The 22,994-nt window shown below is 43.5% G+C and carries 21 protein-coding genes; 14 read left to right on the forward strand and 7 right to left on the reverse strand.

Translation table 11 applies throughout. The features are described 5' to 3' along the window. Positions 1-315: 315 nt before the first annotated feature. The gene (locus SNE25_RS06010; protein ID WP_321564189.1) at positions 316-927 is read left to right on the forward strand and encodes a class I SAM-dependent methyltransferase; all 612 of its coding nucleotides are present in this window, start codon (positions 316-318) and stop codon (positions 925-927) included. A 6-nt stretch (positions 928-933) separates the two neighbouring features. Here SNE25_RS06010 and SNE25_RS06015 read toward each other — a convergent pair whose 3' ends face one another. Beyond that, complete coding sequence (locus SNE25_RS06015) at positions 934-2,250, reverse strand: PQQ-dependent sugar dehydrogenase (protein WP_321564190.1); 1,317 nt, start codon at positions 2,248-2,250, stop codon at positions 934-936. A gap of 168 nt (positions 2,251-2,418) precedes the next feature. Here SNE25_RS06015 and SNE25_RS06020 point away from each other — a divergent pair, with 168 nt between their 5' ends. Continuing rightward, positions 2,419-4,362, forward strand: a complete 1,944-nt coding sequence (locus SNE25_RS06020; RefSeq protein ID WP_321564191.1) for a gliding motility-associated C-terminal domain-containing protein — start codon at positions 2,419-2,421, stop codon at positions 4,360-4,362. Positions 4,363-4,551: 189 nt separating this feature from the next. On the opposite strand, the gene SNE25_RS06025 is transcribed toward SNE25_RS06020, so the two are convergent. Then, complete coding sequence (locus SNE25_RS06025; protein ID WP_321564192.1) at positions 4,552-5,073, reverse strand: NADPH-dependent FMN reductase; 522 nt, start codon at positions 5,071-5,073, stop codon at positions 4,552-4,554. Positions 5,074-5,339: 266 nt separating this feature from the next. Between SNE25_RS06025 and SNE25_RS06030 the strand changes: the two genes are divergently transcribed. From SNE25_RS06030 to SNE25_RS06065, 8 genes are all read left to right on the forward strand, one after another. Next, positions 5,340-6,143: a ParA family protein gene (locus SNE25_RS06030; RefSeq protein ID WP_321564193.1), complete on the forward strand. Its 804-nt coding sequence runs from the start codon at positions 5,340-5,342 to the stop codon at positions 6,141-6,143. Between the two features lie 3 nt (positions 6,144-6,146). After that, the gene (locus tag SNE25_RS06035; protein WP_321564194.1) at positions 6,147-7,073 is read left to right on the forward strand and encodes a ParB/RepB/Spo0J family partition protein; all 927 of its coding nucleotides are present in this window, start codon (positions 6,147-6,149) and stop codon (positions 7,071-7,073) included. A 3-nt stretch (positions 7,074-7,076) separates the two neighbouring features. Next, a complete protein-coding gene (locus SNE25_RS06040) occupies positions 7,077-7,760 on the forward strand; it encodes a DUF5683 domain-containing protein (protein WP_321564195.1) in 684 nt (227 codons plus the stop codon). A 54-nt stretch (positions 7,761-7,814) separates the two neighbouring features. After that, on the forward strand, positions 7,815-8,489 hold the full coding sequence (locus tag SNE25_RS06045; protein ID WP_321564196.1) for a DUF5683 domain-containing protein: 675 nt from the start codon (positions 7,815-7,817) through the stop codon (positions 8,487-8,489). A 135-nt stretch (positions 8,490-8,624) separates the two neighbouring features. Beyond that, on the forward strand, positions 8,625-9,374 hold the full coding sequence (dapB, locus tag SNE25_RS06050; RefSeq protein WP_321564197.1) for a 4-hydroxy-tetrahydrodipicolinate reductase: 750 nt from the start codon (positions 8,625-8,627) through the stop codon (positions 9,372-9,374). Positions 9,375-9,572: 198 nt separating this feature from the next. After that, a complete protein-coding gene (lepB, locus tag SNE25_RS06055) occupies positions 9,573-10,718 on the forward strand; it encodes a signal peptidase I (RefSeq protein WP_321564198.1) in 1,146 nt (381 codons plus the stop codon). Between the two features lie 24 nt (positions 10,719-10,742). Further along, a complete protein-coding gene (lepB, locus tag SNE25_RS06060; protein WP_321564199.1) occupies positions 10,743-12,203 on the forward strand; it encodes a signal peptidase I in 1,461 nt (486 codons plus the stop codon). Positions 12,204-12,793: 590 nt separating this feature from the next. After that, positions 12,794-14,011 carry an IS4 family transposase gene (locus SNE25_RS06065; protein WP_321564200.1) on the forward strand — a complete coding sequence of 406 codons (1,218 nt, stop codon included), beginning with the start codon at positions 12,794-12,796 and terminating at the stop codon, positions 14,009-14,011. Positions 14,012-14,124: 113 nt separating this feature from the next. Here SNE25_RS06065 and SNE25_RS06070 read toward each other — a convergent pair whose 3' ends face one another. The 5 genes from SNE25_RS06070 to SNE25_RS06090 all read right to left on the reverse strand — a co-directional run bounded on the left by SNE25_RS06070 (position 14,125) and on the right by SNE25_RS06090 (position 18,468). Next, positions 14,125-15,207, reverse strand: coding sequence for an Ldh family oxidoreductase (locus tag SNE25_RS06070; RefSeq protein ID WP_321564201.1), 1,083 nt, complete (start codon positions 15,205-15,207; stop codon positions 14,125-14,127). A gap of 144 nt (positions 15,208-15,351) precedes the next feature. After that, positions 15,352-15,888, reverse strand: a complete 537-nt coding sequence (locus SNE25_RS06075; protein WP_321564202.1) for an RBBP9/YdeN family alpha/beta hydrolase — start codon at positions 15,886-15,888, stop codon at positions 15,352-15,354. Positions 15,889-15,926: 38 nt separating this feature from the next. Further along, on the reverse strand, positions 15,927-16,400 hold the full coding sequence (locus tag SNE25_RS06080) for an SRPBCC family protein (RefSeq protein WP_321564203.1): 474 nt from the start codon (positions 16,398-16,400) through the stop codon (positions 15,927-15,929). A gap of 102 nt (positions 16,401-16,502) precedes the next feature. Next, positions 16,503-17,939: an asparagine--tRNA ligase gene (gene asnS / locus SNE25_RS06085; protein WP_321564204.1), complete on the reverse strand. Its 1,437-nt coding sequence runs from the start codon at positions 17,937-17,939 to the stop codon at positions 16,503-16,505. Between the two features lie 31 nt (positions 17,940-17,970). Further along, a complete protein-coding gene (locus tag SNE25_RS06090) occupies positions 17,971-18,468 on the reverse strand; it encodes a hypothetical protein (RefSeq protein ID WP_321564205.1) in 498 nt (165 codons plus the stop codon). A 134-nt stretch (positions 18,469-18,602) separates the two neighbouring features. On the opposite strand from SNE25_RS06090, the gene SNE25_RS06095 reads away from it, so the two are divergent. From SNE25_RS06095 to SNE25_RS06110, 4 genes are read left to right on the forward strand one after another with little or no spacing between them, the layout of a single operon-like run. Continuing rightward, positions 18,603-19,472, forward strand: a complete 870-nt coding sequence (locus tag SNE25_RS06095; protein ID WP_321564206.1) for a DMT family transporter — start codon at positions 18,603-18,605, stop codon at positions 19,470-19,472. 50 nt (positions 19,473-19,522) lie between these two features. Continuing rightward, positions 19,523-21,457 (forward strand): DNA primase, encoded by a 1,935-nt coding sequence (dnaG, locus tag SNE25_RS06100; RefSeq protein WP_321564207.1) that lies wholly within the window; start codon positions 19,523-19,525, stop codon positions 21,455-21,457. Further along, the gene (locus tag SNE25_RS06105; protein ID WP_321564208.1) at positions 21,457-21,822 is read left to right on the forward strand and encodes a YraN family protein; all 366 of its coding nucleotides are present in this window, start codon (positions 21,457-21,459) and stop codon (positions 21,820-21,822) included. The genes dnaG and SNE25_RS06105 overlap by 1 nt, the downstream gene beginning before the upstream one ends. A 6-nt stretch (positions 21,823-21,828) precedes the next feature. Further along, the gene (locus tag SNE25_RS06110) at positions 21,829-22,896 is read left to right on the forward strand and encodes a glutaminyl-peptide cyclotransferase (protein ID WP_321564209.1); all 1,068 of its coding nucleotides are present in this window, start codon (positions 21,829-21,831) and stop codon (positions 22,894-22,896) included. The last annotated feature ends 98 nt before the right edge of the window (positions 22,897-22,994 follow it).

A 22,994-nucleotide genomic window follows, 5' to 3' on the forward strand; every position in this document is an offset into this window, starting at 1 on the left:
GTCATTTTTAGCGAAAAAATTACTCAAAAAGAGTGCGTTTTAACATATTTTAACACTTTTTGAGCGATTACCCTTAAAATTGGGGCTAAAAACGAGTGGTTTAAAATTTACTCTTCCGGATGGCTACGAAAAATACCAATTGGCGCCATGATGTACATGATCACCAGCAGGCAACCCAGTAAAATCATTCTTGTAAAAAGGTATATAAACGTTTCCATTGTACATAAGATTAACATTTTGTCAAAATGTTACAGTATCAACAGACGGCAATTCAAATTTCCTTAATTTACCTGCTGAACCCTTAGCCCGTTTAATATGCAAAACAACCTTCAGCAAGCCTTTGGCAATATTGATATCTACCTGTTCGACCAGTTATTGAAAGGACGTTTTGACAATTGTAAAACCGTACTTGATGCCGGTTGCGGGGGCGGGCGTAACCTGGTTTACTTTATGCAAAATAATTACCAGGTATTTGGTGTCGATCAAAATCCGGAGGCGGTTGAGGCGGTTAAGCAATTATCGGCTAAGTTGGCCGCTGATAACCCTTTAAGCAATTTTAGCGTGGCGGGCGTGGAAGATATGCCCTTTGCTAATCAGCAATTCGATCTGGTTATTTGCAGCGCGGTGCTGCATTTTGCCCAGGATGAGCGGCATTTCGATGCGATGGTGCGCTCCCTGTGGCGGGTACTTAAACCGGGAGGTTATTTATTTACACGTCTGGCATCAAGTATTGGTATCGAAGCACTGGTATATAGTATTGGCAACGGGCGTTACCAGCTACCAGATGGTTCTGAACGGTATTTGGTGAATGAGCAAACATTGCTTAAGTATACCCGCGAACTAAACGGAGCCCTTTACGAACCTATAAAAACAACCAATGTGCAAAATCTGCGGTGTATGACTACATGGTGTATACAAAAGACTTAAACTCTCTTACTTAGCCTTCACCTGCCATATTTTATTTGATGAATCATCGGCAACCAGCAGTGATCCATCCTTAGCTATCGCTACACCAACCGGGCGACCGTATACCTTGCCCTTAGCGGTATCGGCAATAAAGCCGGTTAAAAAATCTTCCATTTTGCCGGTTGGCTTGCCGTTTTCAAAAGGTACAAAAGTTACTTTATAACCCACCAGTTTTGAGCTGTTCCATGAGCCGTGCTGCCCTATAAAAGCTCCGTTCATATAACGCTGCGGAAAGCTTTTGCCGTTGTAAAATGCCAGACCTAATGATGCGGTATGAGCCCCAAGGGCAAAATCAGGCACGATAGTTTTTTTTACCATATCGGGATTTTCGCCTTTGCGCACCGGATCTTCATGCTGACCAAAGTAGGCCCAGGGCCAGCCATAAAAACCGCCTTCTTTAACGCTTGTCAGGTAATCGGGTACCAGGTTATCGCCTAAATTATCGCGTTCATTTACAACGGTGTAAAGTACATCCGTGCCCGGCATAAAATCGATGCCCGCGGGGTTGCGCAGACCGCTGGCATATACACGTTCGCCGCCGCCATCGGGGTTTATCTCCAGTATATCGGCCCGGCGCTTTTCGTTTCCCATACCATGCTCTGCCACATTGCTGCCCGAGCCAACCGATACATAAATTTTTGTACCGGCTTTGTTGGCCCGCAGGTTACGCGTCCAGTGGTTATTATATCCACCCGCAGGCAGATTCAGTATTTTTACCCCTTTGCCGCTCACTGTGGTGTCGCCCGCTTTATAGGGGTATCGCCATAAACCATCTGTATTGGCCACATAAAACCAATCGCCAAGTGTTAGTATACCAAATGGCTGATTCAATTGAGCTAAGAAGATAATTTTTGAATCGGGCTTGCCATCACCGTTGGTATCCTTAAACAGGAGAATCTTGTTAGCGCTTTTTCCCATGTTTTGCGATTTGCTTACCCCGATAATATCGGCGCCTATTTTTTTGATCCCTGTAACTTCGGTATTGGCTTCAGACACAAAAACATCACCATTGGGCGCTACATAAATATTACGCGGATTGGCCAGACTATCGGCGTACAAACTTACGGTAAAGCCTTCAGGAGCTACAGGTGTTTTGCCTTTTGGCCAGCCAATCACCTCGCAATAGTTTTTAACGGCCTTAGTGGCGTAAGGAGCGTCAAGCTTAACCTGCTGGTCGCTTTTATTTGCAACGGTATCGGCGTTGTTATAATTACTCGGTTTTTTTTGCTTGCAAGCCGTGACGAGTAGGCTTGCCGCCAGCATATATATTACATGAATTTTCATGGGAAAGATGGATGATGTTTTTCTTACTAATTAACTTTTTTTCAAGGCTTTTGTTTGGCAGGCGCCGCTCCCGGCGTGTATTTGATATCGCACAACTTTCACATAATGTGCTCATTGTAGCTGTTAATTCATAAAAAAAGATACATTTGGTACAAGTTAACCTAATTAATGCGACCGCCTATCCTTAAGCTATTTTTACTGTTACTTTTTGCACTGGCTTTTGGCAGCGCTGCTGCACAGGTATGCAGCGGTGGTTTAGGAGATCCGGTAATTAACCAGGATTTTGGATCGGGTGCAGGTACGGGTGATCCATTAACAGATGACATTACCACGTTAACTTACACTACTAATTGTCCCGAAGATGGTTCATATACCATTACGCATTACAGCGGCGGCTGCCACAATACCTGGCACACCGTTTACACCGATCATACCGGCAATACCAACGGCTTTTTCATGATGATAAACGCCAGTTATGCCCCAAGTGTGTTTTTTACCCAAAAGGCCGATGTGCTGTGCGAAAACACAACATATGAGTTTTCGGCCTATGTATTAAACCTTTTAACTGCACAGGCCAGTGATAATACGGTTATACACCCGGAGATTGTGTTTTCGGTTGAGACCATCACGGGACAGGTGCTGAAAACTTATGATACGGGTATCATACCGCCAACCTCGACACCGGTATGGGTTAAAGACAGTTTGTTTTTTACCACGCCGCCGGGTGTTACGCAGGTTGTTGTAAAAATGACCAATAAAGCGCCCGGCGGCAACGGTAACGATTTGCTGCTTGACGATATTACCTTCAGGGCCTGTGGCCCCATTGTACAGGTCGGTTTTACTACCATAGAGGCTAATGAGCCAAAGAACCAATGCGTGGGCGAAACCAAAACATACACCCTGAAAGCAAAAGTTAACGAAGGTTACACCAACCCTAAAATACAATGGCAGCAGGATAAAGGCGATGGCGGTGGCTGGATTGATATAGCCGGCGCAACAAATGATACTTATAGTTTTACTATTGGCGGCGGTAACCTGGGTGTTTTTAAATACCGCCTTGCTGCTGCCGAGGGGCAAAATATAAATTCGGCAAATTGTAAGGTTTTTTCAAACGCGCTTACAGTCACCGTAAATCCTTATCCTGTTGTTGCAACTATTGAGCCGCAAACGCAGTGTGAAGGTGATGCCGTAATGCTGAACGCCACGGGCGGCGCTACTTACGAATGGAGCGGCCCCGGCATTACGGCCGCAAACAAACATCAAAACCCGCTTGTTTTTAACGCGGTAACACCCGCTGCTGCGGGTAATTATACGGTTATAGTAACTTCTGAGGCCGGATGTTCGTCCACAGCCCATACATCGCTCGCCGTAAATTCAAGACCGGTTGTTACGGTAGAGGAGCCTACAACCATTTGCATGGGTAATTCAACAACCCTTAACGCTTCGGCGCCGGGGAATAATCAATATAGCTGGTCGCCCGCAACGGGTTTGTCTGACCCAAATGTGAGAAATCCGGTGGCCAATCCCACCCAAACTACCGCCTATACGGTTAAGGTTACCAATGATAAGCAATGCTTTACCACCAAAACAGTTACACTAACCGTGTTGCCCCCGCCCATTGCCGACGCGGGAGGTGATAAAAAGATATTCGAGGGACAATCGGTAAAACTGGATGGCTCGGCAAAGTTTGGCGATGTGTATTCATGGACGCCTGTCGATTACCTGAGCGACCCGCACTCGCTTAATCCTATAGCCAGTCCGGTTGACGACATTACCTATACCCTGCATGTTACCTCCAATTTTAATTGCGGTACCGATGAGAATAGTGTTTTTGTAAGGGTTTATAAAAAAGTGGTAGTTCCCAACACCTTCTCGCCCAATGGCGATGGCGTAAATGATTTTTGGGACATTGAGGCGCTGGTAACCTATCCGCAAAGTTTGCTTACCGTATACAACCGTTACGGCAGGCAGGTTTATAGCAGCAGGGGATACGATCAGCCCTGGAAAGGTACTTACAACGGTAATGTATTACCAACGGGCACCTACTACTATGTGATCGATCTGAAAAGCGGCGCGCCGTTGTTGTCGGGATGGGTGCAGATTATAAAATAGTTACGGTTAGACTCACCCCGCTTCGCTGCAAAGAGGGTGAAAGATTAGCCTCCTCTAAATCTCCCCCCAATAGGGGAGACTTTAAAAGTATTTTAAAGCCCTCTCCTTTGGAGAGGGTTGGGTGAGGCTACAACCCTCTTTGCGCCGCAGGCATAGAGGGTGATCCAGCGCAGCGCAGATCGGGAGAGTCTAAAACTTAATAAACTTATCTATCTGCTCATTGGTAAACTTCACGGTATCGGCTTTAAAAAGCTGGCCGTTCTCGTCAAGTTCTTTATTGATAGATGCGATGTGGATTTTTAACGACATGATATTGAGATGAATGTAATGACAAACCCCGGTAAAATGATCAATGCCCCTGATGTTGCCATACTTGCCCGATGATAAGCCCACCAGGGCGGCTTTCTTTTCATAAAAACTTTCGGGGAAGGCACAGGCATCAATCAATACCTTCAGCACACCTGGGAAGCTGCCATTATATTCGGGTATGATAAATAAAAACTTGTCTGTTTGTGTAATGATTTGCTGTATAGGCTCAAATTCGGGGGTGCGCTTGCCATACATATCACTCTGCAATAAATTGCAGGGCAAATCGGTAAGCGATAACAAACCGGCTTCCGTTCCTTTTTCGCGAAGTTGCTGCTGATAATATTGCGCAAGTTTTAATGTGTGGCTTCCCGGACGGTTTGTTGACGATATGATAGTAACCATGTAGTAGTTTTGATTTATTGATTACTGAATTATTGATTTTTGTCTTCGATAATGAAATAGTTTATAAACGTTAATATCATTCAATAAATCAATAATTCGGTAAATCAGTAACTAATATTGTTTGTAAATTGGCAAATCCTGTGGATTTCGGAATTGTTTTAATTCCGTATCTTTATCACCGGATAAAAACTTTACGAAAGTAGAAATTTCTAATTCTATTTTACGTTGTTATAAATCATTGTAATTTAAATTTTTGAAAATATAGAATGAGTAAAATAATTGCTTTAGCCAACCAGAAAGGTGGCGTAGGAAAAACTACATCATCTATAAATCTGGCCGCAAGTTTGGCCGTATTAGATTTTAAAACCTTGTTGGTTGATGCCGATCCGCAGGCTAATTCAACGTCGGGAATTGGTTTCGATCCTCGTAACATCAAGAATAGCATTTATGAATGCATCATAAACCAGGTTGACCCTCATGAGGCAATCCAGAAAACGGATACACCCAATCTTGACCTGCTACCAGCTCATATTGACCTGGTAGGTGCTGAGATTGAGATGATTAACCTGAGCGGTCGCGAATATAAAATGAAACAGGTATTTGATGCTGTGCGCGATGAATATGATTTTATTATTATTGACTGCTCCCCTTCATTGGGTTTAATAACTATTAACGCTTTAACCGCTGCCGACTCGGTAATTATCCCGGTACAGTGTGAATATTTCGCGTTGGAGGGTTTGGGTAAATTGCTGAATACCATCAAAATTGTACAGTCGCGCTTAAACCCGCAGCTGGAAATTGAAGGTATACTGCTTACCATGTACGATGTGCGCCTGCGTCTGTCAAACCAGGTGGTTGACGAGGTAAAAACGCATTTTGAGGATATGGTTTTTGATACCATTATTCAGCGCAACACCCGTTTAAGCGAAGCGCCAAGCTTTGGCGTATCGGTAATCATGCATGATGCAACCTGTAAGGGAGCTATAAATTATTTAAATCTGGCACGCGAAATCATCGAAAAGAACGGTCTTACCAAAGGTGAGCCCCAAACCGCAACAGCAACAGTGTAACCAATGAGTAGTGAAAGAAGAAATGCCCTGGGCAAAGGATTAAGTGCGCTGTTGAATGACTCTGTAAACGTACAACCTTATAACAAAACTAAGGATAATAAAGATAAAGAAGCCTCAACATCTGCGGTTGAGGTTAACAGTCTGGGTTCGGTAAATGAAATACTGCTGGCCGAAATTGAGGTAAACCCTTTTCAGCCCCGTACCGATTTTGACGAGCAGGCACTTGCCGAACTGGCCGATTCCATTAAATTACAGGGGCTTATACAACCCATTACTGTAAGGCGTGTTAATGCGCATAAATACCAGCTTATATCGGGCGAGCGCCGTTTTCGCGCGTCGAAAATTGCGGGTTTAACACAGATACCCGCCTACGTGCGCACCGCCAACGACCAGCAAATGCTGGAAATGGCACTCATTGAAAACATTCAGCGCGAAAACCTGAATGCCATTGAGGTTGCCCTTAGCTTTCAGCGCATGATTGAGGAATGTAACCTTAAACAGGAAGAGCTGGGCGACAGGGTAAGTAAAAACCGCTCAACCGTTACCAATTATCTGCGATTATTAAAACTACCACCAAGCATACAGGCATCCATTCGCGATGGTGAACTTACCATGGGCCATGCCAAGGCGCTTATTAATGTTGGCGACCCCGCCAAACAATTATATTTACACCAACATATTATTCAGCAGGGTTTATCCGTTCGTAAGGTTGAAGAATTAGTTCGTGACATGCAAAAGGCACCGGTGAAAAAAGAGGGCAAACAACCCGAGCCGGTATCATACCAATTGCAAAAAATACAGGACGATCTGGCTTCAAAGTTTAGTACACGGGTAAAACTCAAGGTAGGCAACCGGGGCAATGGCGTTATTGAAATACCATTCCTCTCAGAAGATGATCTGGGCCGTATCCTTGAGATGCTGGATTGGTAAAAAATGTATAGATACATATTCACTCTTTTATTGCTAAACACGCTGGCTTTTTTAGCCAGCGCACAAACTAACACAGATAGTTTAGGTAATAAAATCCGCAGGTATGGATCTTACGCGCCAGTAATAAAAGAGAAGGTTTATCATCCTGATAGTGCACATAAACCTTATAAAGCTGTTATCAGATCATTATTTTTACCCGGTTTAGGACAAGTGTACAATCGGCATTGGTGGAAAGTTCCTGTTATTTACAGTGGCATAGGCTTGCTTGGCTCATCAATTGTGTATAATCAAAAATATTATAATGAGAATTTGGCACTTTCCAGATTGCTTCAGGATCGTGCCAATAATACCGATCCCTCACTTGTTCAAAGCCCCAATCATAAATTGTATTTGCAGTACAAAACTCAGTACGAGTTGTATGTAAAAAATAATGTTTCGGTATCGCAAGCTCAAAATGCATTTGAAAACCACAGGCGTAACCGCGATCTGAGCATATTTGGCCTGGCAACGGTTTGGGCAATAAACGTAATTGATGCTTATATTGATGCGAAATTTATTCACAGTTTTAGTGTGGATAATAATTTAACACTTAATCCAGTTAGTGCTGTAGACAAGCGAGCGATTTATGTGGGTAATAATAGGGCTTCCTATAATCTGGGTTTAAAAGTTACTTTTACTTTGCAATAAATTGCCTGGCAGAACAGTTTAGCAGGCTGGTTGATTAAATATTATATTTATAAAATGTATAAATTTTTGTTTGCTATTGGGTTAATGTTGGTAACTGCCTTTGCGGCTACAGCGCAAATTGTGGATACTACAGTAGCGGGCAAAGCAGATACTGTAAGAAAAGCATCAAACACCGCGCCGGGCTCCTTTGCTCCGCCTATTAAAAAGGAGAAAACTTTTAAGCCAGATAGCTTGCATAGCCCGCATAAGGCCGTAATGCATTCGCTGATGGTTCCTGGGTGGGGACAGCTGTATAACCGCAGGTGGTGGAAAGTGCCCATAATTTATGGCGGTATTGGTTTACTGGTATCTGCGGTGATATTTAATCAGAAGTATTATAACCAGGATATAGCGCTTGCCCGCTATCGTAAACAGGGTATTGCGCCAAACAAGGGCGATAAGTATTATGATATTTACCAGTTGTACGAACTCTATAAAGTGCCCGATCAAAGTATATATAGCGAGCTTGACGGCTACAGACGTAACCGCGACCTAAGTATATTGGGTATTTTAGGCGCATGGGGTATTCAAACTATTGATGCTTACATTGATGCCAAGTTTATCCACTCGTACACGGTTGATAATAACTTGTCAATGAAAGTTACACCGGGTATAATGGGGCAGCCGGTTTATGCACAAAGTGCAAATAGTACATTTATTCCGACTGTAAAAATTACCTTTACGTTTTAATATAGTATCAAGTAATCAGTATCAGGTATCAAGACAGCTACAGCTCCATGGGCACATTGGAGATTTCAGGAATCTTGATACTTGATAGCTATCTGATACTAACTACTTGATACTAACTACTCGATACTAAAAAATATGAAGATAGCATTACTGGGCTATGGAAAAATGGGCAAGATCATTGAAAAGATAGCCCTTAGCCGCAAGCATGAAATTGTTTTAACTATTGATCATGATAACCTGCATGATCTTACCCCCGAAAACCTGCAAAAAGCCGATGTTGTAATTGAATTTACTATGCCGGCATCGGTGCTAAGCAATATTGAACATTGTTTTAACGCCGGCGTACCTGTTGTAGTAGGTACAACCGGGTGGTACGATAAAATACCAGAAATAAAACAGCGCTGCGAAGAAGGCAACCATACCTTAATGTATGCTTCAAACTTTAGCGTGGGGGTGAACATATTTTTCCATGTGAACCGTTTGCTGGCCAAAATGATGAACAATTACCCGCACTACGATGTGCAGGTTGAAGAAATTCATCATATCCAGAAAATGGATGCACCAAGCGGCACGGCTATAACTATTGCCGAAGGTATTATTGAAAATCTCGACTCCAAATCGGAGTGGGTTAACGTGTTAACTACCGATGATAAGAGTGATGATGAAACAGTTGATGCTAACCAATTACTTATCGAGTCGATGCGTATTGACAGCGTTCCGGGCACGCATACGGTTATTTACGATTCGGAGGTTGATTCTATTGAATTTAAGCATACCGCGCACAACCGTAACGGTTTTGCCCTGGGCGCCGTGTTGGCCGCCGAATGGGTGCATAATAAAAAAGGTTTTTACTCGGTAGAAGCCATGTTTGATTTTAACAGTTAATGGTATAATTTATACACGAATACAAGAGTTACTAAGGTGAATTAATTGAAGATGTGCGCATTTATTCGGTAACATATAACTTACATGTTAGTCATAGCTAATAAAAAATAAATACATACTTTAGAAAAATCTGCACATTTGCAAATTTGAAGTGGGCACGCCCGTTTATCATCTGCATATTTGCGCATCAATTAACACATGAACTGGAAATTCTGGAAAAAAGATAAAAGCAAGCCCCGGAAGAAAAAAAGCGCCGCACGTGAATGGGCCGACGCTATTGTTTTTGCAGTTATAGCCGCTACACTGATACGTACCCTTTTTATTGAGGCCTATGTAATACCCAGCGGGTCAATGGAAAGCTCCCTTTTAATTGGCGACTACCTTTTTGTAAGCAAAGTAAATTATGGTGCCCGCATGCCCATAACGCCGGTTGCTATTCCGTTTATGCACCATACCATACCTTATACCACCAATGCCAAGGCTTATTGGGATGGCGTACAGCTGCCTTATTACCGTTTGCCGGGTTTCAGCGATATAAAAAAGGGTGACATTGTGGTTTTTAACCAGCCAATGGAAGCCGACTCGCCTTATTTCAGGCCGGTTGATAAGCGCGAAAATATTATTAAACGCTGCCAGGGTACGCCGGGCGATACGCTGAGCCTGGTTAATGCGCAGGTTTATATAAACGGCAAGCCGGAGACTACGGCCCCCAGAGGCGAAATGACCTATGTGGTTAAAACCGATGGCAGCCAGATAAATCCGCAGCTAATTAATGAGCTCCATTTAACTGATATTGGCATTATTGACAGTACCAGCTTTAAAACCAATACTACCGTGGCCTCGGCCAATGCTTTAAAGGCATATTCAAATATTAAGTCGGTTACTGCCGATATTGCACCTAAAGGTGTTCCCGATGATCTGAACCCCGTTTATCCCGGTAAATATCCCCGGTATAAAACAACGCCAAACTTTCCGCACTACACCTGGAACATTGATAATTTCGGCCCTGTTGTTATCCCCAAAAAGGGTTGGACAGTTAAGCTGGATAGCTTAAACTTCCCAATTTATGGTCGGGCTATTGAAATTTATGAGCACAACAAAGTAAAAGTAGTAGGCGCTGATATTTATATAAACGATAAAAAAACCGATACTTACACCTTTAAGCTAAACTACTATTGGATGATGGGCGATAACCGCCATAATTCTGAAGATTCGCGTTACTGGGGATTTTTGCCCGAAGACCATGTGGTTGGCAAAGCATTGTTTACCTGGCTGAGCGTTGATAGCACCGCCTCATTCGTGAATAAAATACGCTGGAACAGGTTGTTTAGAGGGATACATTAATAATTAGAATTTAAAAATAAAAAAGTGAATATTATACTTGCTATTATACTGCTGATCATTCTGCCTTTTGTAGGATTATGGAAATTATTTGAAAAGGCCGGGCGACCAGGATGGGAAGGGGTTGTGCCTTTATACAATATTTATGGGATGATTAAACTTAGCGGCAGGCCCACCTGGTGGTTTATACTGATATTAATTCCCGGACTTAATTTATTGGTGCTGATAGGTATTGCGGTTGATTTTGTAAAGTCATTTGGCAAGTTTAGCCTGCTTGATCATATATTGGTAGTGGCATTGCCATTTATATTTTTACCAAAGTGGGGCTTCGACAAGGATACCAAATATCAGGGTCGATCAACCAGTCCGGAGTTCAGGGAGAAATATAAGGTGGCCCTTAAAAAAACCGCGACACGTGAATGGGCAGATGCTATTATTTTCGCGGTGATAGCTGCTACGCTGATCCGTACTTTGTTTATTGAGGCTTATGTAATCCCCAGCGCGTCTATGGAAAGCTCGCTGCTCATTGGCGATTACCTTTTTGTAAGCAAAGTAAACTATGGTGCCCGCCTGCCTATGACGCCCGTGGCATTTCCTTTCGCACATCACACCATGCCGCTCATTGGTACCAAAGCTTATTGGGATGGTATTGAATTGCCTTATTATCGCCTTCCGGGCCTGAGCGATATTAAAAAGGGCGATGTAGTAGTTTTTAACTACCCTATGGATGCCGATTCGCCATTATACCGTCCGGTTGATAAGCGTGAAAATTATATTAAACGCTGCCAGGGTACACCCGGCGATACCTTAAGCGTAGTTAATGCCCAGGTATTTATAAATGGCAAGGCCGCGCCAAATCCCGCTCATGGCGAAATGGGTTATGTGGTAAAATCTGACGGTAGCGAGCTTAATCCGCAGCTTATCAGCGAACTTCACCTGGAAGATATCTCCCCAAGAAGTGGTACCGATTTTACGGTTAATACCACCCTGGCCTCGGTTGCTGCCTTAAAGGGATATTCCAATATCAAATCGATAACACCTGATATTGCTCCGAAAGGCGCTGAAAGCGATATTTATCCTACCAAGTATCCTTTATATAAAATAACCCCCAACTTCCCGGCATTTAACTGGAACGTAGATAATTATGGACCTGTCATCGTGCCGAAACGCGGCTGGACAGTTAAGCTGGATAGTTTAACCTTCCCGGTTTATGGCCGCGCTATTGAAATATATGAGGGTAACAAGGTACAGGTAGTTGGTAAGGATATCCTGATCAATGGTGTAAAGACTGATAGTTATACCTTCAAACTCAACTATTACTTTATGATGGGTGATAACCGCCATAATTCTGAAGATTCACGTTTCTGGGGATTTGTACCCGAAGATCATATTGTAGGCAAGGCCCTGTTCATCTGGATGAGTATTGATGATAACGCCGGCTTCCTGAACAAAATCAGGTGGAGCAGGTTGTTTAATATTATACATTAAGCCTGATATGATGCGCAGATGATAAATTTCAAATGTGCAGATTAACAATAAAATCAACGCTCTGTTCTAAAACGAACCGGGCGTTTTTTGTTTGATTTCGATCTCCCCCTGTCATTGCGAGGAACGAAGCAATCTCTATACTGTACAGGACGAACAAGCCTATCGCAGAGCGCTCAATTGCCGCTTGGGCTGTTACTTTGTCTTGATACAAAGTAACCAAAAATCAAGTCAGCAGAAATGCTTCTTTACACACAGGCCTTTACCCTGCAAATCAGGCAGAACCACGGGCCGCAATTATTTTGCCCTACTTGATTCGCACATACCGTCGCTTCAGCAAAAACTTGCTATGCCCCTCCAGCCCCGCAGGCCACCAAGTTCTGCCTGCTTTCATACGAAGCTTATCTGCTTACGGGAAGAATAATTTAAATTAAAAATGATGCAATAGATTAAGAATGGTACAAATACTTTATGTCATGCCGAATTTATTTCACTGTTGTCCGGTAAACGATTTTTTCAGAAAAGAATAAGGGGAAGCTTTTAGACTTCCCCTTTTGTGTTGATATTAGAGTTACCACACTTCAATAGGCAACATGAGCAAAAGTACTTTTTTTACCGGACAGCCGGTACTCAACCAGCTACTTAATTTGATTGACCGGAACTCGGTTAAAGCCTTGGCCCGGTCCGGGCAGCATGATCGTTATTATCGCTACTTTGATACCTATACCCATTTGATAACGATGCTGTATTGTGTACTCAATAAGTGCACTAGTAGCCGTGAAGTAGTTAGTGGCCTGCAGGCCTGCAGTAATAAACTACCACATACAGGTATAAGAAAGGCACCAGGAAGAAGTACTTTATGTGATGCCAACATGAAACGTTCCTACCTGGTCTTTGAACAATTGTATGAACAGCTTTACCGCAAATACAAGCGTTTTTTACCGGACAGCCGGACTGGATTTAACGTCAAATTATTTATCGCAGATGCATCAACTATCACTTTATTCCAGCAGATACTTAAGGCGCCAAGTCCCGGTAAACAGAATGGAAAGAGAAAAGGAGGCATCAAAGTCCATACCCTGATGGATGCGGCTGATGATGTAGCCATTCAGGTCAGCTTTACAGCGGCCAGCGCTAACGACATGACCTTTCTGCAGCAGATCAACCTCGAAGCCGGTTCATTCATCGTTTTTGATAAAGGATATGTTGATTATAGTCAATATCAGCGACTGACAAATGAAGGTGTATACTTTGTTACCCGGCAAAAGAAAGACGCCCGTTATGTAGTGACGGCCGCAAACGAGATAGCTGCCCAGGCCAGGGAGGCAGGCATAATGGCTGACCGGATGATCGTTTTAGGAACCCGGACGCATCGTAACAAGGTTAGGCTCCAAAGCCGGCAGATCACTTTCTATGATAAGGAAAAAGGCAGATCGTTTGAATTCCTGACCAATAACTTCTCCTTATCGGCTCAGCAAATAGCTGATCTTTACAAAAAACGCTGGCAGATAGAAATCCTCTTCAAACGAATCAAACAAAACTTTCCACTCAAATATTTCCTCGGTGACAATGAAAATGCTATCAAAATACAGATCTGGTGTGCCTTTATTGCTGATCTGCTTATTAAACTGGTACAGGCACAGCTTAAAAGAAAATGGGCTTTTTCTAATCTCAGATCTATCATCAGACTACACCTGATGAGTTATATTCACCTATTTGACTTTCTCAACAATCCTGAAAGGCTTGCTGCTATCAATACGCATTCAAAGCAACTTAAACTAGGGGGCTTGGATATTTATTTCAAAACATAATCCTTTATCCTGATATAAAAACGAATCCTTTATAGATATTAACATCTTTTACCGGACAACAGAACTTGTTTCGGCACCTCACACGCAGAGCTTTATGGAGGCGGTGTTAAACCCTACATCCCCTTCAACAATTCAACCCCAAACCTTTCAGCAAGCATGTTCAGGTCAACAGCTACGGCGTCGACGAGCGGGATGCCATGAGTGGCACGGTGTGCTTCGGCCTCCAGTTCGGGCTCGCCGGGGATGATCACTTTTTGGGTAGGGTCAACAGTGACCGAGGTTTTAAAGCGCGCTATCCAATTGTCCAGACTGGCTTTAAATTCATCAACCGGACGGAAACCATCAACACGCATAGCACCCACAAAATGGCCTATACCTTTGCCAACCGGGTTTTCAGGTGGATCAAGAAATGCCACAAAAGGGGGCACCCAGGGCCCGTAGTTGGCGCCTGATAACACTGCCGACAAAATATCAACGGTAGCGCTCAGTCCGAAACCTTTATGACTGCCATGGTCACGGTCGCCACCCAGCGGAAGCAACGCCCCCCCGGTTTTTAAAGCATGCGGATCGGTAGTATAATTACCTTTTTTATCCTGTATCCAGCCCTCGGGCACCTGTTTGCCCAAACGTTGGGCAATTTCTAATTTGCCATTGGCAGCGGCAGAGGTAGCCAGGTCAACTACCACGGGCGGATAATGACCGGCAGGGAAAGCGTAACACATAGGATTGGTGCCCAACAAACGTTCACTTGAATAGGTAGGGGCTACCAGCGGACTGGCATTGGTCATGGCAAAGCCTATCATGTCTTTTTCAACAGCCATGAGGGCATGATAGCCCGCAATACCAAAATGATTGGAGTTGCGTACCGATACCCAGCCAGAGCCATATTGTTCGGCTTTTTGAATAGCCACCTGCATAGCAAACGGGGCAACCACCAGGCCGAGGCCCGCATCACCGTCAACGGTGGCGGTGGTGGGTGTTTCATGCGCTATTTGAATATTGGGTGTGGCATTAATGCGGTTCTTCTCCCACAGACGTACATAACCGCTCAAGCGGGCTACACCGTGAGAGTCAATACCCCTAAGATCAGAGCGCAGCAAAACATCGGCAGCAAGTGTGGCATGTTCTGTACTGCAGCCAATGGCCAGAAAAATATTTTGAGTGAAAACACGCAGAACGGAAGGGTTTACAAGCATGGTATGATGTGTTAAAGGACAAACTACAAAATGAAAAATGCGTCATTGCGAGGTACGAAGCAATCCCCGATTAGCAGAGCCGCTCTGTATAGCATAGAGATTGCTTCATACCTCGCAATGACGATTTGGGTTAGGCTAAATATATCAATTATCCAGTTGCTTCAGCAAATCTAATCCCTGGGGCCAGTCGCCAAAGCCAGATGTAACGTTGATATGGCCGGCATCGCCTATGTTAATCAACTGACTACCCCAGCTTTTAGCAAATAAGGCGGCGCGTTCTGCGGTTACATAATAATCGTTACTGCTGACCACTACAATGCTTTTAAAAGGCAGCTTTATTAAAGGTACGGGTTTGAAACCTGTAGTGCCGGGAGGATAAGTATCAGCTTCTGTATCGCTTGGTGCAACCAATAATGCGCCCTTTATATGCACGTTATATTTTTGTGCCCAGTAAGCTATTGCGGTACAGGCCAGGCTATGGCCCACCAGTATTACGTTCTCCGGACCACGCTGTTGCACATAATCATTCATGGTGGTTATCCAATCGGCACAAACGGGCGTTTCCCAATCCTGCTGTTCAACACGCGTAAAGTTAAATTGCTTTTCCCATAGTGACTGCCAATGTTCGGGGCCCGAATTACCAAGACCGGGATGAGTAAGAATAGTAGATTGAAAGGTCATTGAATAAATAAGGTTAATCAGATAAACTATTAAAACACCTAAGCTCCCCCTTTAGGGGGCAGGGGGGGCTCAGCAATTTGCTTTATCACCAGATTGCGTTTCTCTAACAGCCGGGTCATGTACTGCTTTAAAAAAACAACATTGGCAACATGTCCCCAAAAGCCATAGGGCGATTCAAACATAAAGATATCTTTCATCAATGTTTGATCGTTCACCGGGAAAAAGTAATGCTCATGCCTGAAGTTTTTAAAGGCTCCTTCAACCATTTCATCGGTAAAAAAATTAGGGTATTCAAACTCGGTTACCTTTGAGGTTAAGGTTTGCCACCTGCCAAAATGTTTGGCCCGCCAGGTAACAGATTCGCCCAGTTCAATCAAGCCGCTGGTACGACCTGCAATGGCTGTTTCGCCAGTTTGCCTGGTTGACGCCACATGCACATCAATGCTCCTGGCCAGGTCAAAACATCTCCGGATAGGAGCATTAATGTGTGTAGCTAATTCAATGATGGGCATATATATATAGTGATTACACCGATTTGATGAAAATGATTACACCGATTAATCTATGTGGACTAATCGGTGTAATCAAAAATCATCAGTGAAATCATTTATAATTTAAAATTCTGCGTTTTTCGGGAACCTTGGGAAAGGGATCACATCGCGGATATTACCCATGCCGGTTACAAACAACACCAAACGTTCAAAGCCTAAACCAAAGCCGGCGTGCGGACAAGCGCCAAAGCGGCGGGTATCCAGGTACCACCATAACTCATCTTTAGGGATGCCCATTTCGTCCATGCGCTGCTCCAACTTATCTAAACGTTCTTCACGCTGCGAGCCGCCAACAATTTCGCCGATACCCGGGAAAAGGATGTCCATAGCACGTACGGTTTTGCCGTCGTCGTTCTGGCGCATGTAAAACGCTTTGATCTCTTTAGGATAATCTGTAAGGATAACCGGTTTTTTAAAGTGCTTTTCAACCAGGTAACGCTCATGTTCGCTTTGCAGGTCGGTTCCCCAGCCTTCTACGGGGTACTGGAATTTTTTCTTTTTGTTCGGGGTCGATTCCTTTAATATTTCAATAGCCTCGGTATAGGTAAGGCGCTCAAAGTTATGATCTAAGCAAAACTGCAGTTTCTCCAGCAGGGTCATTTCCTGGCGTTCATTCTGCGGTTTTTGTTTTTCCTCTTCCTGCAGGCGTTGGGTTAAAAACTCAATATCATCTGCATTTTTTTCCAATGCGTATTTGATCACGTATTTCAGCATGTCCTCGGCAAGGTCCATGTTGTCAACCAGGTCGTTAAAGGCTACTTCGGGCTCAATCATCCAAAACTCGGCCAGGTGGCGGGTAGTGTTGGAGTTTTCGGCGCGGAAAGTAGGACCGAAGGTATAGATATCACTCAGGGCCATAGCGCCAAGCTCACCTTCCAGCTGCCCGGATACGGTAAGGTTGGTAGGGCGGCCAAAAAAGTCCTGCTTGAAATCAATCTCGCCAGTATCTGTTTTAGGGATATTGTCGAGATCAAAGTTGGTTACGTGGAAAGTTTCGCCGGCTCCTTCCGCGTCAGATGCGGTGATCACTGGCGTATGCAGGTAAACAAACCCACGCTCCTGAAAAAACTGGTGCACCGCGAAGGCCAGACTGTTACGTACCCTGAAAATAGCGCCAAATGTACTGGTGCGGAAACGCAGGTGGGCGTTTTCCCTTAAAAATTCCAGGCTATGCTTTTTAGGCTGAATAGGGTATTTTTCAGGATCACTATCACCCAGTATCTCAATATCTGTCGCTATAACTTCCACAGTTTGACCTTTACCCTGTGATGCCACAAGCTTGCCGGCAACGCTTAAAGCGGCCCCAACAGTGATGCGCTTTAACAGGGTAGGGTCTGTGTTTTCGAAATCGACAACAATTTGGATGTTATTATTAGTTGAGCCGTCGTTTAAAGCAATGAAACGATTGGAACGGAATGCGCGCACCCATCCTTTTACTGTTACATCAATTTCTGTTTGCTGACTTTGCAGCAATGCTTTAATCTTTACTCGCTGACTCATATTATATATTTTTTGAGTCGCAAAAATACAATTATTTATGTAAAGCCACTTTGAATTTTCCGTTTAAAAAGGCAATCTTATCGGGATAACTGCCCGTTGGATTATCATAGGTTTTTATGAATTTTATTTGGAAAGTTCCGGCAATAATTCCGGCGGTCTTGTCGTAGGTGGTAACTTTTACAGTGTTGGCAAAAGTATCGTCAAGCTTATAACCACTAACGGATACATCCTGGCCTACAGTGTTATAATAATAGGCCTGCTTACCGTCTAAATTATAGGTACCCTCAGCATTTACTTTTAACAGAAAACCAAAAACTTCCTCAGGATTGGTTTTATAATTACTTCCATAAACGTTAATGGTATCTTGTGAATAAGTGGCTGTTGCCGGGGACACCTCCCATTGTACGCCGCTTTTTTCGGCAGTAAGAAATGGTTTGTCATTTTTTGGTGTTACGCAGCAGTCTTTTCTGCCACAGGCTGTAAAAAATAATAATGCGAAGGAAAAGCAGATAAGCAGGTTCTTTTTCATGATAACGGGTTTTATTATCATTACGCAGACAGCAAAAAGTTCGCTACAGTGGGTTAAATATTTACTTTACAAATATTTACAAACCGCTTTTTAAAAAGCTAATTGCTTAAGTTTGCGGCTTATTTTTTACGTCTATGAACCCCAAACTTAGCCTTGTTATCGGTATTCTGTGCATCTCATTTTCGCCGATATTTGTAAAGCTGGCGGGGGTATCGCCCATTGGTTCGGCATTTTACCGCATATTTATTGCCTGGCTGTGCATAACGCCTTATTGCATTGTTAAAAAGAAACTCCGCATTGATAAAAAGCAGCTGATTACCGCAGTATTAGCGGGTGTGGTTTTTGCATCAGATGTGGCGGTGTGGAATATTTCGTTATTAAAAATCAGCGCAACAGTATCAACCTTAATTGCCAACCTCGCGCCGGTTTGGGTAGGCCTAATGAGCTTTTTGCTTTTCAGAAAACGTTCGGGTATACTATTTTGGACGGGCACACTGGTGGCCATTGCTGGCATGGTAGTGCTGGTAGGCTATCAGCATATTTTACACCTTGACCTCAATGCCGGCATTTTGCTGGCAACCCTGGCCAGTTTATTTTACGCAACCTATATCATGATCACCAAAAACATTATGGCGCGGATAGATGTATTCACCTTTATGTTTTACAGCATGCTGGGTTCCAGCGTATTTTTACTGCTGGTAAGCTACCTTATGGGAAGCAGCATTACCGGCTTTTCGTTAAATGTTTGGCTGTGTTTTGTGGGGATGGGACTTATTTGTCAGCTGAGTGGGTGGCTAACTATTAATTACTCATTGCGTTACCTTGAATCGACAAAGGTAGCTGTCGCTTTACTGAGCCAAACCGTGTTTGCCGGAATACTCGCGGCATTTTTGCTGAACGAAAAGCTTACAGCTAACGAAATAATTGGCAGTGTAATTGTATTGGCGGGCATAGTAATAACATTTTTAAGGCCACGCAATCAATTAAATAAAACAGTATCTTAACGTTTGTTAATTATCATTTAATGATTTGCCCTACATTTGCATTTTAGCACATGATCCAAAAATCTACCATCGACCGTATTATGGAATCCATCGACATTGTGGAGGTGATAGGGGAATTTGTGCAATTAAAAAAACGTGGTGCAAACTATGTGGGCCTGTCGCCTTTTGCCAATGAACGTACCCCATCGTTCACAGTTTCACCGGCGAAAGGAATCTTTAAAGATTTCTCAACGGGCAAGGGCGGTTCTGCTGTTACCTTTTTAATGGAACTGGAAAAGTTTTCTTATCCAGAGGCGTTAAAATGGCTGGCCAAAAAGTACGGTATCGAGGTTGAAGAAACCATCGATCATCCCGAAAACCGTGAGGAAGACCAGCGCCGCGAAAGCCTTATGATCGTGACGGCTTTTGCCGCCAAGTTTTTTCATGAAAGCCTGCTTGATAGTGATGAAGGTAAAAGCATTGGTTTAAGTTACTTTAAAGAACGCGGCTTCAGCACCGAAACCATTAAAAAATTTGAGCTGGGTTATTCACCCGATCAATGGGAGGCTTTTACCGGTACGGCCATAAAGGAAGGCTACCAGGAACAGTTCCTGGTGGAAAGCGGTCTGTCTGTTAAGCGAGATAACGGCGCTTTGTACGACCGTTACCGTGGCAGGGTGATGTTCCCGATACATAGTTTTACAGGCAGGGTAATTGCCTTTGGCGGTCGTACCTTAAAAAAAGATAAAAACGTACCCAAATATGTAAACTCGCCCGAATCGGAGATATACCATAAATCAAATGTGCTTTATGGCTTGTACTTTGCCAAGAAAGCTATTCGCGAGGAGGATAACTGTTACCTGGTTGAGGGTTATGCCGATGTGCTTTCTGTTCACCAGGCGGGTATCGAAAACGTAGTGGCTTCGTCAGGTACTTCGTTAACGGCTGAACAGATCAGACTGATTGGCCGGTTCACCAAGAATATCACCATTTTATATGATGGCGATGCGGCAGGTATAAAAGCATCCCTCCGCGGGTTGGATATGATACTGGAAGAAGGGCTCAATGTAAAGGTTGTTTCTTTTCCGGATGGGCATGACCCCGACTCGTATGTGCGTCTGGTGGGTACCAGCGCGTTTAAAAAACACATTGAGGAAACCAAAAAGGATTTTATCCTTTACAAAGCAAATCTCCTTTTAAAAGATGCCGGTAATGATCCGATCAAAAAAGCGGAGATCATCCGCGAAATTGTAGAGAGCATCGCCAAAATTCCTGATTCTATCAAAGCTTCGGTTTTTATAAAGGAGTGCAGCTATATTCTACAGATAGACGAGCGTTCGCTGCTGTCTGAATTGAATAAAATGCGGCAGGCTAAAGCAAAAAAGGATGGCCAGCATCAGCAGAATCAAAATACCCGATATGCGCCCCAGCCTGATGAACCTGACTTTTTTGACGAACCCGAGGTAAAGGAACCCAAGGATGAAAGCACACAGGAAAAGGAAATTATAAGATTATTGCTGCTGTATGGTAATAAAATGATTGACTGGGACGGTATTGCCAATACCTATATTGGCCCGTTCATGATAGCTGAATTAGGTGATGTTACTTTTGAGCACCCTGTTTGTAAGCTGTTTACGGAGATATACCGGCAGGAGGTAGAGAACGGTGTGCTGCCCGACGAAACGCATTTTATTCACCACGGGGATAAGGGTATTGTTGATTTGACCGTGACTATGCTGGCTACCAAATATACCCTGAGCGAAAACTGGTATGAAATGCATAACATACTGGTAAACGATGAAACGGCTAATATGAAGGCTGCCATTTTGGGCGCCATTTTCCATCTAAAAAAACATAAAGTGGGCAAAATACTGGAAAGCCTGCGTAATGATCTGCAAAAGGCCGAAACCGAGGCCGACCAGGAAATACTGCTGAACCAGTATATCCGTATGAAAAAAGTTGAAAAAAGCATCTCCGACTTTTTAGGGTCGGTAATTATCAAATAATGGCTCAATACCTTGATCTGGGCCGTGCCGGCGAAGCTTTAGCCAAAACTCATCTTGAAAATGCCGGTTATGAAATACTCGACGAAAACTGGACACACGGTAAAGCCGAGATTGACCTGATTGCTTATAAAGACAAGGTTATTATATTTACCGAAGTTAAAACCCGAACAGGTAACGGCTTTGGCGAACCAGAGGATTTTGTTGACACCCGGAAAAAAAAATTGCTGGCCCAGGCGGCAGATGAATATATCTACCTCATGAACCACCAGGGCGTGCGGTTTGATATTATCGCTATTTTGTTCGACAGAAATAAAAATTATATACTAAATCATATTGAAGATGCGTTTTGGCCATCGGCTACCTAACATATTATGAATAATAAAATAAAAGGTCTTTTTTTTGCCTGCGCTTTGCTGGCGTTTGGTTGTAACAATAATAAACCGCAGGAGAGCGCTTCCGATTTTTCTATAAGCCCCGAAGCGGGTACTACTTACAAAGCAGGCGATGAAGTAAAAATAAAAGTAAGTATCCCAGCAGACACCAAAGTTGATTCGGTTGTGTACATGCTTGATGCCTTAAAATTAGGCGTTGGTAAGGATACATCTGGCATCAGCTTAAAAACCGATACCATTTCTTTAGGCATTAAGGTTATTACCGCAAAAGTTTACGCTGCGGGTAAAGACCAGGATGTAACTACTAATATATTGCTGCTTGCCGCTAAAGCGCCTGAGCAATTTACCTATAGGGTTGAAAAAACTTTTCCGCATGATACCAGCGCCTATACCGAGGGTTTGCAATATATAGATGGTGTAATGTTTGAAAGTACCGGAGAGCCCGGGCACTCAACTATACAAAAGGTAAATCTGCAAACAGGAAAGGCTATTCAAACAACCAAGTTAAGAGATGATTATTTTGGTGAAGGTTTATCGGTTATTGGAGATAAAGTTGTGCAGCTTACCTGGAAAAATAAAATTGGCCTGGTGTATGATAAAGCCAGCCTGAAACTGCTTAGTACCTTTGCTAATAATGTAGGTGTTGAAGGCTGGGGGATGTGCTTTGACGGCAAGAAACTTTATATGGACGACAGTACCAACCGCATCTTTTTTCTGAATAAAGATACTTATCAGCAAATAGGTTTTATTGATGTATGCGACGATAAAGGGCAAATTGATAGCCTAAATGAACTGGAATATATTGACGGTAAATTATACGCCAACGTATACCAAACAGATGATATTTTGGTAATTGACCCTAAAACCGGGGCTGTGCTGCAAAGAATTGATATGAAGGAGCTTTACCCCGAGGCCAGCAGACCGCAGGACAGGGACTGGGGCAATAATGTGCTTAACGGCATTGCCTATGATGCCCCAACTAAACGCATTTTTGTAACCGGAAAAAAATGGCCGCACATGTACCAGGTTAAGTTTGTGAAGAAATAGAGCCTCACCCAACCCTCTCCAAAGGAGAGGGCTTTAATAAAAAAGCGATGAATGTCATTCATCGCTTTTTTATTGTATTGTTTTTTCAAAGTCCTCTC

Origin of the sequence: Mucilaginibacter sabulilitoris (assembly GCF_034262375.1) — a bacterium.
In the GTDB taxonomy this organism is placed as follows: domain Bacteria; phylum Bacteroidota; class Bacteroidia; order Sphingobacteriales; family Sphingobacteriaceae; genus Mucilaginibacter; species Mucilaginibacter sabulilitoris.

What these genes read in the sequence shown, in the direction of transcription:
- dnaG (WP_321564207.1), top strand. Translation starts at nt 19,523, where the DNA reads ATGATCCAAAAATCTACCATCGACCGTATTATGGAATCCATCGACATT.
- SNE25_RS06070 (WP_321564201.1), bottom strand. Translation starts at nt 15,207, where the DNA reads ATGCTTGTAAACCCTTCCGTTCTGCGTGTTTTCACTCAAAATATTTTT.
- asnS (WP_321564204.1), bottom strand. Translation starts at nt 17,939, where the DNA reads ATGAGTCAGCGAGTAAAGATTAAAGCATTGCTGCAAAGTCAGCAAACA.
- SNE25_RS06030 (WP_321564193.1), top strand. Translation starts at nt 5,340, where the DNA reads ATGAGTAAAATAATTGCTTTAGCCAACCAGAAAGGTGGCGTAGGAAAA.
- SNE25_RS06020 (WP_321564191.1), top strand. Translation starts at nt 2,419, where the DNA reads ATGCGACCGCCTATCCTTAAGCTATTTTTACTGTTACTTTTTGCACTG.
- SNE25_RS06075 (WP_321564202.1), bottom strand. Translation starts at nt 15,888, where the DNA reads ATGACCTTTCAATCTACTATTCTTACTCATCCCGGTCTTGGTAATTCG.
- SNE25_RS06025 (WP_321564192.1), bottom strand. Translation starts at nt 5,073, where the DNA reads ATGGTTACTATCATATCGTCAACAAACCGTCCGGGAAGCCACACATTA.
- SNE25_RS06040 (WP_321564195.1), top strand. Translation starts at nt 7,077, where the DNA reads ATGTATAGATACATATTCACTCTTTTATTGCTAAACACGCTGGCTTTT.
- SNE25_RS06080 (WP_321564203.1), bottom strand. Translation starts at nt 16,400, where the DNA reads ATGCCCATCATTGAATTAGCTACACACATTAATGCTCCTATCCGGAGA.
- dapB (WP_321564197.1), top strand. Translation starts at nt 8,625, where the DNA reads ATGAAGATAGCATTACTGGGCTATGGAAAAATGGGCAAGATCATTGAA.
- SNE25_RS06045 (WP_321564196.1), top strand. Translation starts at nt 7,815, where the DNA reads ATGTATAAATTTTTGTTTGCTATTGGGTTAATGTTGGTAACTGCCTTT.
- SNE25_RS06090 (WP_321564205.1), bottom strand. Translation starts at nt 18,468, where the DNA reads ATGAAAAAGAACCTGCTTATCTGCTTTTCCTTCGCATTATTATTTTTT.
- lepB (WP_321564198.1), top strand. Translation starts at nt 9,573, where the DNA reads ATGAACTGGAAATTCTGGAAAAAAGATAAAAGCAAGCCCCGGAAGAAA.
- SNE25_RS06035 (WP_321564194.1), top strand. Translation starts at nt 6,147, where the DNA reads ATGAGTAGTGAAAGAAGAAATGCCCTGGGCAAAGGATTAAGTGCGCTG.
- SNE25_RS06010 (WP_321564189.1), top strand. Translation starts at nt 316, where the DNA reads ATGCAAAACAACCTTCAGCAAGCCTTTGGCAATATTGATATCTACCTG.
- SNE25_RS06105 (WP_321564208.1), top strand. Translation starts at nt 21,457, where the DNA reads ATGGCTCAATACCTTGATCTGGGCCGTGCCGGCGAAGCTTTAGCCAAA.
- SNE25_RS06110 (WP_321564209.1), top strand. Translation starts at nt 21,829, where the DNA reads ATGAATAATAAAATAAAAGGTCTTTTTTTTGCCTGCGCTTTGCTGGCG.
- SNE25_RS06095 (WP_321564206.1), top strand. Translation starts at nt 18,603, where the DNA reads ATGAACCCCAAACTTAGCCTTGTTATCGGTATTCTGTGCATCTCATTT.
- SNE25_RS06065 (WP_321564200.1), top strand. Translation starts at nt 12,794, where the DNA reads ATGAGCAAAAGTACTTTTTTTACCGGACAGCCGGTACTCAACCAGCTA.
- SNE25_RS06015 (WP_321564190.1), bottom strand. Translation starts at nt 2,250, where the DNA reads ATGAAAATTCATGTAATATATATGCTGGCGGCAAGCCTACTCGTCACG.